The 14,604-nt window shown below is 69.2% G+C and carries 13 protein-coding genes; 6 read left to right on the plus strand and 7 right to left on the minus strand.

What is annotated here, in order from left to right:
• Both KPL78_RS17855 and KPL78_RS17860 read left to right on the plus strand, forming a co-directional pair.
• On the plus strand, positions 1 to 372 hold the full coding sequence (locus KPL78_RS17855; RefSeq protein WP_219764339.1) for a VOC family protein: 372 nt from the start codon (positions 1 to 3) through the stop codon (positions 370 to 372).
• 38 nt (positions 373 to 410) lie between these two features.
• Complete coding sequence (locus tag KPL78_RS17860; protein WP_255569209.1) at positions 411 to 1,625, plus strand: BaiN/RdsA family NAD(P)/FAD-dependent oxidoreductase; 1,215 nt, start codon at positions 411 to 413, stop codon at positions 1,623 to 1,625.
• Between the two features lie 375 nt (positions 1,626 to 2,000).
• Here the strand turns inward: KPL78_RS17860 and KPL78_RS17865 are convergent, their stop codons facing one another.
• Genes KPL78_RS17865 through KPL78_RS17880 form a run of 4 tightly spaced genes read right to left on the minus strand, consistent with a single transcriptional unit; the run spans position 2,001 to position 5,615 of the window.
• Positions 2,001 to 3,602 carry a zinc-binding metallopeptidase family protein gene (locus tag KPL78_RS17865; protein ID WP_219764340.1) on the minus strand — a complete coding sequence of 534 codons (1,602 nt, stop codon included), beginning with the start codon at positions 3,600 to 3,602 and terminating at the stop codon, positions 2,001 to 2,003.
• 44 nt (positions 3,603 to 3,646) lie between these two features.
• Entirely contained in the window at positions 3,647 to 4,246 is a 600-nt protein-coding gene (locus KPL78_RS17870) for a 2-hydroxychromene-2-carboxylate isomerase (protein WP_219764341.1), read from the minus strand.
• A gap of 5 nt (positions 4,247 to 4,251) precedes the next feature.
• Positions 4,252 to 4,881: a 3-oxoacid CoA-transferase subunit B gene (locus tag KPL78_RS17875; RefSeq protein ID WP_219764342.1), complete on the minus strand. Its 630-nt coding sequence runs from the start codon at positions 4,879 to 4,881 to the stop codon at positions 4,252 to 4,254.
• Positions 4,881 to 5,615, minus strand: coding sequence for a CoA transferase subunit A (locus tag KPL78_RS17880; protein ID WP_219764343.1), 735 nt, complete (start codon positions 5,613 to 5,615; stop codon positions 4,881 to 4,883). The genes KPL78_RS17875 and KPL78_RS17880 overlap by 1 nt, the downstream gene beginning before the upstream one ends.
• Before the next feature lie 172 nt (positions 5,616 to 5,787).
• Between KPL78_RS17880 and KPL78_RS17885 the strand changes: the two genes are divergently transcribed.
• Positions 5,788 to 7,563, plus strand: coding sequence for a monovalent cation:proton antiporter-2 (CPA2) family protein (locus tag KPL78_RS17885; RefSeq protein WP_219764344.1), 1,776 nt, complete (start codon positions 5,788 to 5,790; stop codon positions 7,561 to 7,563).
• A gap of 69 nt (positions 7,564 to 7,632) precedes the next feature.
• Positions 7,633 to 8,091, plus strand: coding sequence for a hypothetical protein (locus KPL78_RS17890; protein WP_219764345.1), 459 nt, complete (start codon positions 7,633 to 7,635; stop codon positions 8,089 to 8,091).
• Between the two features lie 3 nt (positions 8,092 to 8,094).
• Here the strand turns inward: KPL78_RS17890 and KPL78_RS17895 are convergent, their stop codons facing one another.
• Positions 8,095 to 9,120: an LLM class flavin-dependent oxidoreductase gene (locus KPL78_RS17895; RefSeq protein WP_255569159.1), complete on the minus strand. Its 1,026-nt coding sequence runs from the start codon at positions 9,118 to 9,120 to the stop codon at positions 8,095 to 8,097.
• 328 nt (positions 9,121 to 9,448) lie between these two features.
• Between KPL78_RS17895 and fumC the strand changes: the two genes are divergently transcribed.
• Together fumC and KPL78_RS17905 are read left to right on the plus strand one after the other, a co-directional pair.
• Positions 9,449 to 10,861 carry a class II fumarate hydratase gene (fumC, locus tag KPL78_RS17900; protein WP_219764346.1) on the plus strand — a complete coding sequence of 471 codons (1,413 nt, stop codon included), beginning with the start codon at positions 9,449 to 9,451 and terminating at the stop codon, positions 10,859 to 10,861.
• A 44-nt stretch (positions 10,862 to 10,905) separates the two neighbouring features.
• The gene (locus KPL78_RS17905; RefSeq protein ID WP_219764347.1) at positions 10,906 to 12,540 is read left to right on the plus strand and encodes an NAD-dependent malic enzyme; all 1,635 of its coding nucleotides are present in this window, start codon (positions 10,906 to 10,908) and stop codon (positions 12,538 to 12,540) included.
• A 103-nt stretch (positions 12,541 to 12,643) separates the two neighbouring features.
• Here the strand turns inward: KPL78_RS17905 and KPL78_RS17910 are convergent, their stop codons facing one another.
• Both KPL78_RS17910 and KPL78_RS17915 read right to left on the minus strand, forming a co-directional pair.
• Complete coding sequence (locus KPL78_RS17910) at positions 12,644 to 13,465, minus strand: alpha/beta fold hydrolase (protein WP_219764348.1); 822 nt, start codon at positions 13,463 to 13,465, stop codon at positions 12,644 to 12,646.
• A gap of 31 nt (positions 13,466 to 13,496) precedes the next feature.
• Positions 13,497 to 14,471: a Bug family tripartite tricarboxylate transporter substrate binding protein gene (locus KPL78_RS17915; protein ID WP_219764349.1), complete on the minus strand. Its 975-nt coding sequence runs from the start codon at positions 14,469 to 14,471 to the stop codon at positions 13,497 to 13,499.
• Between the last annotated feature and the right edge of the window lie 133 nt (positions 14,472 to 14,604).

Here is a 14,604-nt window from a genome sequence, read left to right on the forward strand (position 1 = left end):
ATGACCTTCACCTTCGACCACATCCACCTGCGCAGCCCAGACCCGGAGGCGACCGCCACCTTCTACGAGCGCGTCTTCGGCGTGACGCTGAAGCGCAGCCCGCAGCGCATCGATTTCGTGCTGGGCGGGCAGCCGATCTTCGTCTCGCCGGTGAACGAGCCGACCACCGGCGATGCGCCGATGCCGCCCTATCGCGGGCTTGAGCATATCGGCCTGGCCGTGACCGGCATCGACGCGGTGGCCGCCGAGATGAAGGCGAAGGGCGTGGTCTTCAGCATGGAGCCCACGACGATCCGGCCCGGCGTGCGCATCTGCTTCCTGCGCGGGCCGGAGAATGTATCCATCGAGTTGCTCGAGCGGAGCGCGGCCTGAGCGCCTCCGAGGGCCGGAGCGCCGACGGGCGCGCAGGTCTGAATCGACCGCGCCCCGATGTCGCGATCATCGGCGCGGGCCCGGCGGGGCTGATGGCGGCGGAGGCGGCGGCGAGATCGGGCGCCGCGGTCACCGTGTTCGACCACATGCCATCGCCCGCGCGGAAGCTGCTGATCGCGGGGCGCGGCGGGCTGAACCTGACGCATTCGGAAGCGCTGGAAGGCTTCCTCGACCGCTACGGCACGGCGCGGGCGCGGCTGGAGCCGTTCATCCGCGCCTTCCCGCCCGCGGCACTGATCGCCTGGTGCGAGGGGCTCGGACAGGAGACCTTCGTCGGGTCTTCGGGGCGCGTGTTCCCGAAGGCGATGAAGGCATCGCCGCTGTTGCGTGCCTGGCTGACGCGGCTGGCCTCGCTGGGCGTCGCGCTGCGAGTGCGGCACCGCTGGTCGGGTTTCGCTGAGGATGGCGGGCTGCGGTTCGCGACGCCGGAGGGCGCGACAGTCGTGCATTCGCGCGCGACGGTGCTCGCGCTCGGCGGGGCGTCCTGGCCGCGGCTCGGGTCGGATGGCGGCTGGGCCGCGCTGCTGCCGGGCTGCGCCGTCGCGCCGCTGCGGCCCTCGAACATGGGCTTCGCGGTGGACTGGTCGGACCATCTGCGCACGCGGTTTGCCGGCGCGCCGCTGAAGCGGATCGCGCTGTCCTTCGGCGGCGCGACCATACGCGGCGAGGCCATGATCACCGCACAGGGCATCGAGGGCGGCGCCGTCTATGGCCTGTCCGCGCCGCTGCGCGAGGCGATCGCCGCACAAGGCCACGCCACGCTGCGGATCGACCTGCGGCCGGATGTCGCGCGCGGGGATTTGGCGGCACGGCTGAACACGCGACCGGCGGCGGTGTCGCTGTCGAACCATCTGCGGCGCGCGGGCGGGCTGTCACCCGTCGCGGTCGCCCTGGTGCAGGAGGCGCTGCATGCCGGTGCGCCGCGGGATGATCTCGCGGCGCTGGTGAAGGGCCTGCCGGTGACGCTGAATGCCCCCTTCCCCATCGCGCGCGCGATTTCCTCGGCCGGCGGCCTGGCTTGGGAGGAAGTGGACGGCACGCTGATGCTGCGCCGCCATCCCGGCATCTTCGCCTGCGGAGAGATGCTGGACTGGGAGGCGCCGACTGGTGGCTACCTGCTCCAGGCCTGCTTCGCCACAGGCCGCGCGGCAGGCGAGGCCGCCGCCGGTTATGCGGGTTGTGGTCGCGACTGACCGGAAGGTTGCAGGCGCGCTGCCCTCAAAGCCATCCCGCCACGGGATCCCTCGGAGGTTGCTATGCAATGTCCCTGGGGACCCATCGGCCCGAGGCCTTTGGAAACCGTCACTTGGCGGCGTGCGCCATGGTCAGGACGGGGGCGGAAACACGCCCTTGCGCGCAAACGGCGCTGCGAGGGAACAGCATGCACGCTGCACCCGGCACCAAGTGCCGGCGGTCCAGGCCACACTGTGGCCTGGCGGGGTGGTCCGGAGGGGCGGCGCCCCTCCGGCTCCGTCCCAGTGGAAGCATCGGGGTAATCAGAAAGGCCCTTCGGACTTTGGGGGAGTGAGTCCGGGAGGGGCAAGGCCCCTCTCGGTTCAACGGCGCTGTCAGAGCGCCTCGCCCGCCCCGAGCCCGTCGAGCGGCGTCGGCACGCACCATTCATCGCCGCGCGCGGTCGTCACGTATTCCGGCCATTGCATGTCGACGGGGGCGACGAAGTCCTTCTCCAACAGCGGCGCGACCCATTTGGTTCCGCCCACGCCGCCACCGGTGCGCTCTCGCCATTCCGCCTGCGCCGCGTCCAGCAGGCCAGGCTTGGCGGCGAGGTCGAGCAGCGTCAGCGCCATGGTCTTCGCCGCGACGAACATGCCGGGGTCGATCGCCGCCGGCAGGCCGCCCAGCGCGTTGTAGGTCCATTGCGGGTAATCGAAATTCGCATCGGGGCTGCGCAGCCGTGGCCGCGCGGTCAGCAGCCGCACCGTCGGGCAGTGCCAGCAAAACTCAACATAGTCGTCGGCCGAGAGATGCCACTGCCAGGGCGGCAGGAAGTGACGAAGATTCGCCTCGAAATCCGCAGGCTCGGTCAGGGTGGTGTTGGCCGCGGCAAAGGGGTCGTTCATCGGTTCCAGGCCGAGGCCAGTCTGGATCTCCCGCGCGAAGACCTGAGCGGCGGCAGGGTATTCGGGCGGGCCGACCTCCTGGAGGTTCGCCCAGGTCGCATCCGTCAGCACGGTGTTGGGCAGGCCGACACGCGTCTTGGTCACCCAGCGCCAATGCGCCGTGCAGGCGGTTGCCGCGGCGGCGGACCGCGCATTGGCCATCAGGACATTCGCGATCTGCTGCGCCATCGGCAGGGACGGCGTGCGCCAGGAATATTGGATCTGGGTGAAGCGCGGCGCGAGGTTGTCCGAGGTCGCATCGCCCCCATGCATGATGAACTCGTTGAGCGTCCACGATCCGGCGTGGGGGAACATCGCCTCCTTGGTGTATTTCGTCGTCGTGTACATCAGGCACAGCGCATCGGTCGCGCCGGGCGCGCGGGCCGCGGCGTGGCCGACATCGCGGATCGGCAGCAGGGCCTTGTCGATCCAGCTTTCGGGATTGTCGCAGGTGAAGGTGACGACGCAGGACCAATAGGCGCCGAAATGCGTCTCGGCCGTCACCGTGTTCTGCAGGTGCGGGTGATAGACGACGGCGGCATCCAGGCCGTCATAGTAACCCTTGGCCGCATGCACGGGCTTCGATCCGCAGACCTTCTCGGCCGGCTCACCGAACAGCACCAGGCGGCCGGGCGTGCCGGTCTTCTCCAGGGCCGCCTTGGCCGCAAGGATCGAGGTCAGCGCCGCCGTGCCCAGCGAGGAATGCGGGTCCGTATGCCCGGCCGCATAGGGATGCATGCCCGGGCGCGGTTCCCGCCGCGGCACCACCGCCTGGCAGTTCCCCGGCACCGCGTCGTATTCCGAGAAGGAGGCGAGGACCGGCCCTTCCTTCCCCCAGCGCGCGCAGAAGGCCGTCGGCATACCGCCGGAGCCGGCCTCGACCTCGAAGCCCTCGGCGCGCAGGAGTTCGACATAGGCGGCGGAGGATTTGTATTCGCGCCAAGCAGGTTCCGCGAAATGCCAGATGCGCTCGTTGAAGGCGGACATCCGCGCTTCATTCGCGGCAATCCAGTCGAGCGCCGTCTGGCGCAGCGCGGCGAGTTTGGACATGCAGGCCCCCGGGTGATCCATCCGGGGGCATGATGCGCCGGGCCTCAGCCCCGCGCCAGACGGCGCGCCACGAAGTCCAGCCGGTCCTGGCCCCAGAACATGTCGTCCCCGATCACGTAGCAGGGTGCGCCGAAGACACCGCGGGCAAGCGCCGCCTCGGTATCCGCCATGCGGCGTTCGGCCCATCGCGGATCGGCGCCGAGGCGCTGCACCTGCTCCGCATCCAACCCGCATTCGCTGATCAGCGCGGCGAGCGTCGCCGGATCGGCGGGGTCCTTCTCCTCCTCCCACAACGCCTTCAGCACGCGATGGGCCAGGCGGATCGCCGGCGCGTCGCCCATCGTCTCCCGCACGCCGATGACGCAGGCGGCGGTGACCGGTTCCTTGTGCGGAAAGTGCTTCGGCTGGATCTGGATCGGAATGCCGAGGTGATCCCGCCAGCGCGCCAGTTCCTGCAACCGATAGGCCTGGCGCTGCGGCGAACGCTTGGGCAGCGGGAAGCCGCCCGATCCGGCGAAGATCGTGCCGAAATCCACCGGGAAGATGCGCAGCGACGCGCCGTGCTGCGCCGCCAGCGCCTCGATGCGCGCGGCGCCCAGATGCGTCCAGGGCGAGTTCAGGGAGGCGTAGTAGTCGATGTGCATGGGGCCTACTCCGTCACCGGCGCGCCGGTGGCGGCGCGGACCTCGTCCATCGTCACGCCGGGGGCGAGTTCGCGGACCTTGAAGGCCGTCCCCGTCGGCTCGAACAGGCCGAGTTCCGTCACCACCAGATTGACCCGCCCGCGCGCCGTCACCGGCAGGGAACACTGCGCGAGCAGCCGCGGCGATCCGTCGCGCGTGCGATGTTCCATCATCAGGAAGACGTTCTTCGCGCAGGCGGCGAGGTCCATCGCGCCGCCGATCACGCCCCCCTTCGACCCCTTCACCTTCCAATTGGCGAAGTCGCGATTGGCCGCGGCCTCATAGGTGCCGAGCACCGTCACGTCGATGCGCCCGCTGCGGATCAGCGCGAAGCTGTCCGCGTGATCGACGATGGCCGCGCCGGGCGGCAGGGTGACATAGCGGCGGCTGGCATCGACCAGGTGGATGTCCTCCTGCCCCTCGGGTGCGACGGGGCCGAAGCCGATGACGCCGTTCTCGGCGTGGAAGGTGATCTCCTTGTCGCCCATCGGAACGTCGGTGATCAGCGTCGGCATGCCGACGCCGAGATTGACGATCCAGCCATCCTGGAACTCGCGGGCCAGGCGCTCGGCCATCTGGGGGCGGGACCAGGGCATCAGCGGGTCTCCTTCAGGGTGGGCCAGATCGCGGCCGGGGCCGGCGGGATGTGCACCAGGCGATGAACGAGGATGCCAGGGGTGTGGACATCGTCCGGATCGATCGCGCCGGCGGGCAGGATGGGCTCCTCCACCTCGACGATTACCAGCTTCGACGCCATGGCCATGATCGGGCCGAAATTGCGCTGGGCGCGGCGGAAGCGGAGGTTGCCGGCCTCATCCGCCTGGTAGCAGCGCAGCAGCGCGACGTCGCAGGGCAGCGCGTATTCCAGCAGGTATTCGCGGCCGTTGATGACGCGTGTCTCGCGCGCTTCCGCAAGTTCCGTGCCGACGCCGGCCGGGGTGTAGAAGGCCGGGACGCCGGCGCCGGCGGCGCGCAGCCTTTCGGCCAACGTGCCCTGGGGCACCGTCTCCGCATCCACCTCGCCCCGCTCGTAATAGGGGGTGAAGGGCAGCACGTCCGAGGCGCGCGGGGCGGCGGTGAAGGAGCAGATCACCTTCGCGACCTGGCCGTTTTCCACCAGCATGCCGATGTCCGGGTTGCGCGGCTTGCGCGGCCCGCCCGTGGTGTTGCCCACGCAGACCAGCCGCTTCGCGCCCTGGCGCAGCAGGGCCGCCGTCAGGTTGAACGGCGAACCCGGCAGGGCGAAGCCCCCGAAGGCGATGGTCGAGCCATCTTCTATTCCCGCCACGGCGGCATCGAAATCCGCCACGACCTTGCTGCGTCGTGCCATACGGCCCGCTCCCTTCCCTTTCCGGCATGGAAGGGCGAGCGCGCCGCCCTGTCCAGAGGGGGAACGCTGTCTTGCGATGACGATTGCAGCATGACGCTCGCCCGGCCAGCATCGCCGAATGGAAAACCAAGGACCCCGCATGCCCCTGCCCCACCGGATGGAACCCTGAACGATGGCTGCCGAATCCCATGGCCCGGACCTGGTCAGCGTGGTCGCCCTGCTCGGCTCGGCGGTGGTGGCTGTGCCGCTATTCAAGCGGCTCGGGCTTGGTTCGGTGCTGGGCTACCTTGTTGCCGGCCTTGTGATCGGTCCCTATGGCATCGGGCTGTTCAGCGACGCGCAAGCCATCCTGCATGTCGCCGAGCTCGGCGTAGTGATGTTCCTTTTCGTCATCGGGCTGGAGATGGAGCCTTCCCGTCTGTGGGGAATGCGACGGCAGATCTTCGGGCTGGGGCTGGTCCAGGTCTGCGCCTGCATCGCGTTGCTGACCGGGGTGGGGCTGCTGCTTGGCCTCACGCCTTCCGTCGCCTTCGTGGCGGGGACGGGATTCGTGCTGACCTCGACGGCGATCGTGATGCAGATGCTGGAGGAACGGCGGATGATCGGCACGCCGCCCGGCCAGCGCATCATCGCGGTGCTGCTGCTGGAGGACCTGGCCATCGTGCCGCTGTTGGCGCTGGTCGCCTTCATCGCGCCCGGCGGCGCGGCGGTGACGACGGCGGATCGGCTGATGTCCGTGGGGCTCGGACTGGGGTCCATCGTCGCGCTGGTCGCGGCGGGGATCTGGTTGCTGAATCCGATGTTCCGGCTGCTTGCCGAGTCCCGCGCGCGGGAGGTGATGACAGCGGCCGCGCTGCTGGTGGTGCTTGGCTCGGCGCTGGCCATGCAGCTCGGCGGGCTGTCCATGGCGATGGGGGCCTTCCTTGCCGGGGTGCTGCTATCCGAGAGCGCCTTCAAACATCAGCTTGAAGCCGATGTGGAACCCTTCCGCGGCATCCTGCTGGGGCTGTTCTTCCTGGCGGTGGGGATGGCGCTGGACCTTTCCGTCATCGCGACGAACTGGGCGCTGATCCTGGCCAGCGTGATCGCCTACATGGCGGTGAAGGCGGCAGCGATCTACGGCGTCGCGCGGCTGACCCGTGCCGGCCATCGCGAGGCCTTCGAACGCGCGGTGCTGATGGCCCAGGGCGGCGAGTTCGCCTTCGTGCTCTATGGCGCCGCGACGACGGTCGGCATCATCGACGGCGAGGCCAATGCGGTGATGACGGCGACCGTCATCGTCTCGATGGTCCTGACGCCGCTGATGGTCATCCTGCATGATCGCATCGTCCCGCCCCTCGCGCCGTCTCTCGACGGGCTGGAGGCGCCGGACCACAACACGGCCAGCGTGCTGATCATCGGTTTCGGCCGCTTCGGGCAGATCGTCGGGTCGTCGCTGCTGACGCGGCAATGTTCGATCTCGGTCATCGACATGGATCCGGAAATGGTGCGCGAGGCCAATGCCTGGGGCTTCCGGGTGCATTACGGCGACGGCACGCGGCTAGACATCCTGCACGCCGCCGGCGCGGGCCGCGCGCGGATGATCCTGTGCTGCGTGGATGACCGCGACACCGCGCTGCGCGTCCTCCATCTGGTGAAGGACGAGTTCCGCGGCATCCCCATCCTGTGCCGGTCCTTCGATCGCGAGCACGCGATGCGGCTGCTCGCGGCCGGTGCCGATTTCCAGGTCCGCGAGACCTTCGAATCCGCCCTCGTCCTGGGGCGGGAGGCGCTGATCCGCCTGGGCAATGCGGATGCCGAGGCGGAGGAGGTGATCGACACGCTGCGCCGCCGCGATGCCGAACGCTTCGCCTTGGAGGCCTCGCAAGGCCTGGAAGCCGGCCGCCGGCTGCTGCTGTCCCATCGCGAGGACTGGCTCGCGGCGCATCCGGTCGAGCGCGAGGGCTGACGCCCGGAATCCCTTCATGGCGCGCGCGGCACCGCGCCGCCTATGGGGGCGTGTCGGCGAGGAGTGACGATGAGCAAGGTGGCATGGCTGGCGGCAGCGGCGGTGATGACGAGCGGCATCGGCGCGCAGGCGGAGGAGCTGCTCTGGCAGACCCGCCAATCCGCGGATGGCGTGGTCCTCGCCTATGAACAGCCGGACACCGATTTCCAGCCGATCTACCTCGGCTGCGCGCTGCCGCAGCGGCGCTTCACCGTGTCGCTTGACCAGACGCGCGGCGTCCAGGCCGGGCGCAGCGTGCCGGTCGAATTCGCCTCGGAAGCCGGGCGGGTGACGCTGCGGCTGCGGGCGGAGGCGATGGAGATCGGCGATATCCTGACCGCGACGCTGCCCTACGACCCGGCGCTCGGCCGCGTGCTGGCGGAAGGCCGCACCCTGCGCATCACTGTCGGCGGGCGGACCGACCGCTATCCGCTCGCCAATGTCCGGCAAGGCGTCGCCGCGCTGGCCGCCGCCTGCGGGCCGCGCTGACCGTCAGGCCAGCAGGTCCCGCACGCGCGGGATGACCTGCGTCGCGTAGAGTTCGATGCAGCGCATCATCCGATCATGGCTGAGCGCGCCGGCGCTGTACTTCAACTGGAAGCGCCGTGCGCCCAGGGCCCGCACCGTCGCGGCGATCTTGCGCGCCACCGTCTCCGGCGCGCCGACATAGAGCGAGCCGCGGTCCGCCTCGCGGTCGAACTCCGCGCGGGTCATGGGCGGCCAGCCGCGCTCGGCGCCGATGCGATCGCGCATGACGCGGTAGTCGGGCCACAGCTCCTCGCGCGCCGCCGCGTCCGTCTCGGCGACATAGCCCGGGGAGTGGACGCCGATCGGCAGGTCCGGCTGGCCGAGCTTGCCGCAGGCCTGGCGGAAGAAATCCGCATAGGGGACGAAGCGCTGCGGGTCGCCGCCGATGATGGCGAGCATCATCGGCAGCCCATGCCGGGCCGCGCGCATGACGGATTCCGGGCTGCCGCCGACGCCGATCCAGGTACGGAGGGGCGGCGTCTCGACCGTCGGAAAGATGCGCTGGTCGCGCAGCGCGGCGCGCGTCGTGCCGGACCAGGTCACCGGCTGCTGCGGCAGCAGCTTCGTGAACAGGTCGAGCTTCTCCTCGAACAGCACCTCGTATTGATCCAGCGGATAGCCGAAGAGCGGGAAGGATTCGGTGAAGGAGCCGCGGCCGAGGATCACCTCCGCCCGCCCCTGCGAGGCCGCATCCAGTGTCGCGAAACGTTGGTAGACGCGGACCGGGTCGTCGGAGCTCAGCACCGTCACCGACGATCCCAGCCGGATACGCGCCGTCTGGCCGGCGATCGCGGCCAGCACCACCTCGGGCGCTGAGATGGCGAAATCCTCGCGGTGATGCTCGCCGACGCCGAAGAAGTCGATGCCCAGCCGGTCGGCGAGCACGCCTTCGGCGATGACGTTGCGGATGACCTGCGCGGATGGAAGCGCCTGGCCGTCCGGCCCGGCGGTGATGTCGCCGAAGGTGTCCAGGCCAAATTCAAGGGACATGCGGATGGGTTCCCCGGTGGTGCCCGGTGCGGGCGGCCAGCATCGATTGTCCGGAAATGGTCCGGCCAGCGCCCGAGATCGCACGGGCAGCCATGCCGAAGCCACAGCGAAGCTACCGGCGGTCGGGCCATCCCGACAAGGCACCCCTTTGCGCGGCAGTGGTAACCTTCGCCTTGCGCCGCCCGGCGATGATCCCAGCCGAGCCGTCGTCGTGGAGATCAGTAATGTCGATACCGGGTGCGAGAGGCAAAAACCGGGTGATATGGTGCCTGGCATTCCACCAGGCGCCGCAGCACCACCGGAATGCGACACGCCTCATCGACATGGGATGGCCAATGTGAGCGAGTTTCGGACCGAGCATGACAGCCTCGGCGCCGTGGAGGTGCCGGCGGATCGTCTCTGGGGGGCGCAGACCCAGCGATCGCTGGAGCATTTCAGCATCGGCCACGACCTGATCCCGCGCGAGATGATCGACGCCTATGCGGTGCTCAAGCGCGCCGCGGCGGTCGCCAACCATGGGGGCGGGCGGCTCGATGCACAGCGCCACGACCTGATCCTCGCCGTCTGCGACGAGCTGCTGGCCGGCCGGCACCGCGACGAATTCCCGCTGCATGTCTGGATGACCGGCAGCGGCACGCAGTTCAACATGAACGTCAACGAGGTCGTGTCCAACCGCTGCTGCCAGATGGCCGGCACGGCGCTGGGGTCGAAGACGCCGGTGCATCCGAACGACCATGTGAACATGTCGCAATCGTCGAACGACACCTTCCCCTCCGCGATGTACATCGCCGCGGCGGTGACCGTGACGAAGCGGCTGATCCCGGAAGTGACCGCGCTGCGCGACGCCATCGCCGCCAAGGCCGTCGAATGGGACGGCATCGTGAAGATCGGCCGCACCCATATGCAGGATGCGACGCCGCTGACCCTCGGCCAGGAATGGTCGGGCTATGCGGCGATGCTGGAGGAATGCCTGGAATGGACCGGGGATGCGCTGAAGGGCGTGTATCGCCTGGCACTGGGCGGCACGGCGGTCGGCACCGGGCTGAATGCCGCGCCGGGCTTCGCCGAGGCCGCGACCGCCGAGATCGCCCGCAGCACCGGCCTGCCCTTCGTCAGCGCGGCCAACAAGTTCGCCGCCCAGGGCGCGCATGACGCGCTGGTGCAGTTGTCCGGCACGCTGAAGACGCTGGCGGGCGCGCTCTACAAGATCGCGAACGACATCCGCCTGCTGTCCTGCGGCCCGCGCGCGGGGTTCTACGAATTGCTGATCCCGGAGAACGAGCCGGGGTCCTCCATCATGCCGGGCAAGGTGAACCCCACCCAGTGCGAGGCGTTGACCATGATCGCGGTGCAGGTCATGGCGAACGACATGGCGGTGACCCTGGGCGGCGCCGGCGGCTATCTGGAGATGAACGTCTACAAGCCGCTGATGATCGCCAATATCTGCCAGTCCATCACGCTGCTGGCCGATGGCTGCGATAATTTCCGCCGTTTCCTGGTGGTCGGTGCGCAGCCCAACCGGAAGAAGATCGCCGAGTATGTCGAGCGGTCGCTGATGCTGGTGACGGCGCTGACGCCGTTGATCGGCTACGACAAGGCATCCCAGATCGCCCATCACGCCGCCGATCACGACATGACGCTGAAGCAGGCGGCGCTCGATCTCGGCTTCATCAGCGCCGAGGAATTCGACCGCGTCGTCGATCCCGCGAAGATGGTGAATCCCTACGTTGCGGCCGGCTGACGCGCCGATCGCCCGGAACCCAAGCAAGAGCCCCGAGAGGAAGCATGTCAGCATCCGACACGACCGGCCGCGACGGCCATGCGCTGCTGCGCGATCCGCGCTTCAACAAGGGCAGCGCCTTCAGCGAGGCGGAACGCCGCCGCTACGGCATCGAAGGGCTTCTGCCGGTCGGCGTCGCGACCCTCGACCTGCAGGTCGCACGCATTCATGAGGAACTGTCGAACCTCGATAACGACCTGCAGAAATACCTGCTGCTGTCGGACCTGCAGGCGCGCAACGAGACGCTGTTCTATGCCGTGCTGATGGGCGATCCGGCCAACTTCATGCCGCTGGTCTATACGCCGACGGTCGGCGAGGCCTGCCAGAAGTTCGACCACATCTTCCGCGCCCCGCGCGGCCTCTATCTGCCCATCACGGCGAAGGGGCGGCTGAAGGAACTGCTCGGCCACTGGCCGGAGAAGGATGTGCGCTTCATCGTCGTCACGGATGGGGAGCGCATCCTCGGCCTCGGCGATCTCGGCGTCGGCGGGATGGGGATCCCGGTCGGCAAGCTCGCGCTCTACACCGCCTGCGCGGGCGTGCCGCCGCAATACTGCCTGCCGATCACCCTCGATGTCGGGACCAACACCCACACGCTGCTGGAAGACCCGCTCTATCTGGGCCTGCGGCAGAACCGCGTGCGCGGCGCGGAATACGACGCCTTCATCGAGGAATTCGTGCAGGCGGTGCAGGATCTCTACCCGCGCTGCTGCATCCAGTGGGAGGATTTCGCGAACATCAACGCCGTGCCGATCCTGGAGCGATACCGCGACAAGGTCTGCACCTACAACGACGACATCCAGGGCACGGCGGCGGTGGCGCTGGCCGGCATGTATGGGGCGCTGCGCATCTCGGGGGAGAAGCTGACGGACCAGCGCTTCCTCTTCCTCGGCGGCGGGTCGGCGGCGACCGGTATCGCGGAGCTGATCAGCGAGGCGATGGCGCTCGAAGGGCTCGACATCACGGCGGCGCGCGGGCGCAACGCGCTGTTCGACATCAACGGGCTGATGGTCACCTCGCGCACCGACCTCGCGGGGTTCCAGAAGCCCTTCGCCAAGGACATGCCGCCGATCGGCAATTTCGTCGAGGCGATCAAGGCGCTGAAGCCGACCGGCATCATCGGCGTCAGCACCGTTCCGAAGCTGTTCAACCAGGCGGTCATTGAGGCCATGGCCGAGATCAACGACCGGCCGATCATCTTCCCCTATTCCAACCCGACCTCCCGGTCGGAATGCACGGCGGAGGAGGCCTACACCTGGTCCAAGGGCCGCGCGATTTTCGCGAGCGGCAGCCCCTTCCCGCCGGTCCACCTCAACGGGCAGACATTCATCCCGGGGCAGGGCAACAACGTCTACATCTTCCCCGCGCTCGGCATGGCGGTCTATGCGACGGAAGCGAAGCGAGTGACCGAAGCCATGTTCATCGTCGCCGCCAAGGCGGTGGCCGAGCAGGTCGACCAGCAGACGCTGGACTCCGGCCTGATCTACCCACCGCAGAGCCGAATGCTCGCCACGTCCCTGCATGTCGCGACGCGGGTCGCCGAATACATCTTTGACCAGGGGCTGGCGCGGGTGGAGCGGCCCGCCGATATCGGCGCGCTGATCCGGTCGCGCGCCTACAAGCCGGTCTATTCGGACTGAAACCAGACGATGGATGCGATCGGGCGGGGAGATGCGGTAGCTGAGCCGCGCCCCGTCCGTCGCCCTGCCACGGTGCCCCGGCCGGCAGCGCAGCCGGCGCAGGTCACGGCCTCCGGCGCGACAGGCGGCGATGCCATGCGATGATCGGTGCCGCGCCGGCCTCGGCCCACGGTCGCAGCATCATGCAATGCGGCAGTTCCGGCATGAACCGATGCTGACCGCCGAGGAGCGCCGCGATCCCGGCATCCTGGCCCGAGGGATGGCGCGCCGCATCGTCGCGGCCGGCTTCGACAACAAGCGTCGGGATCCCCGCCAGGCGCGCCGGATCGACGGCGACGCGCAGGGCGTAGCGGTCATTCAATGCGCGGGGTGACTCGGGCGACAACGCTGCATGATAGGCGATGAAGCCCTCCGGCTGCTCTCCGCCAAGGAAGCGCCGGGCTGCCACCTCGGGCGCCGGTGGCGGAATGAGCGCGCCTTCCGGCACCTCCCGTACAGCCGCGACGCCGGGCATGTTGCCGGGCGGCGACGGCGCGACCAGCAGCAGGCCCGCCACCGCCGGCACGTCCACGGCCGCCCGCAGCGCGATCAGGGCGCCCAGGCTATGCCCGAGCAGCACCGGCGCGGTGCCGAGGGCGCCAGCCGCCTCTCCGACATCGGCTGCGTATGCGGCGATGTCGGTGTTGGGGTCGGCCGAGGTGCCGAGCGTGCCCTTCCCGCGCAGCTCGAGCGCCGCGGCGGCGATGCCCGAGGCCGCGAAAAGCCCGAGCCAGGCATCAAAGCACCAGGCGCCATGATAGCCTCCGGGTATACAGAGGATCGGCGGACCATCCCCACCTCCCTCCGTGACGAAGAGTGAGGCGCGGGACATCGCGAGGCGACGCGTGCCGGATGGGACCAGGCCGGGCGGCGGCGCGATGGTCATGCGTCGCGCCTGCCCGCCGCGCGGCCGAGGCTCACTCGGGTTCGATCCCGGCGATGCGCACCCATTCGCGCCAGCGCAGGCGGTCCTCGGCGATGAAGCGATCCATCGCAGCCGCGTCCATGAAGCCCGGCGTCAGGCCCTGGCGCGTGACGGCCTCGGCGAACGTCGCATCGGCCACAGCCTGCTGGAGCAACCCCTGCATGCGCGCGAGGATCGGCTGCGGCGTCCCGACGGGCGCGGTCACGCCGAACCAGCCCTGCACGACGAAATCCGGAACCGCCTCGGCGACGGTCGGCACCTCCGGCAGCAGCGCCCAGCGCTGCGGCGAGCTGACGGCGATGGGCACCACGCGGCCCGATTGCAGCGCGGGTTGCGCGGACAGCGTGTCGAGGAAGGCGAACTGGATCTGCCCGCTGATGAGGTCCGGCAGGATCTGGGTGATGTTGCGATAGGCCGCGCCGGTGATGTCGAGATCGGCCCGCGCCTTGAGCAACGCCGAAGGCACCAGCGAGGAGGAGGAATAGTAGCCGAAGAAGACCTTCCCCGGATTGGCGCGCGCGTGCGCGATCAGCGCCGGGATGGATTTGAAGGGCGCCTCATTGGGCACGACCGCGATCGTCGCGAAGGTGCCGAGCATGCCGATATGGGCGAAATCCTTCACCGGGTCGTAGGGCAGGCGACGGTAGAGGAACTCATTCGCCGCATGCGTCGAGTTGGTGGCGATCAGGAAGGTATAGCCGTCCGGCGCCGATTGCTTCGCCGCCTCGGTGCCCGTGATGCCGCCCGCGCCCGGCCGGTTGTCCACCACGACGGGCTGGCGCAGATGCGGCTCGAGAAAGCGGCCGAGGGTGCGACCGATGAAATCCGCGGCCCCGCCGGCGGCCGACGGAATGATCAAGCGTACCGGGCGATTGGGCCAATCGCTCTGCGCCCGCGCCGCGGTCACGGCAAGGGGCGCTCCGACGATGCCGGATAGCATCGCGCGACGGTTGATGTAGGGGGTCATGGCTCGTTGTCCTCCACTCGTCCTCGGGAGGATTGCGCATCGCAACGGCTTTGCAAGCCTTGGCTTGCGGACCGTTCGAACCGCCGTCCGCGGGCGTCGCCGGTGGGCATCCGATGGCGCAGATCGGTGCTGT

Origin of the sequence: Roseomonas alba (genome assembly GCF_019430885.1) — a bacterium.
Lineage (GTDB): Bacteria > Pseudomonadota > Alphaproteobacteria > Acetobacterales > Acetobacteraceae > Neoroseomonas > Neoroseomonas alba.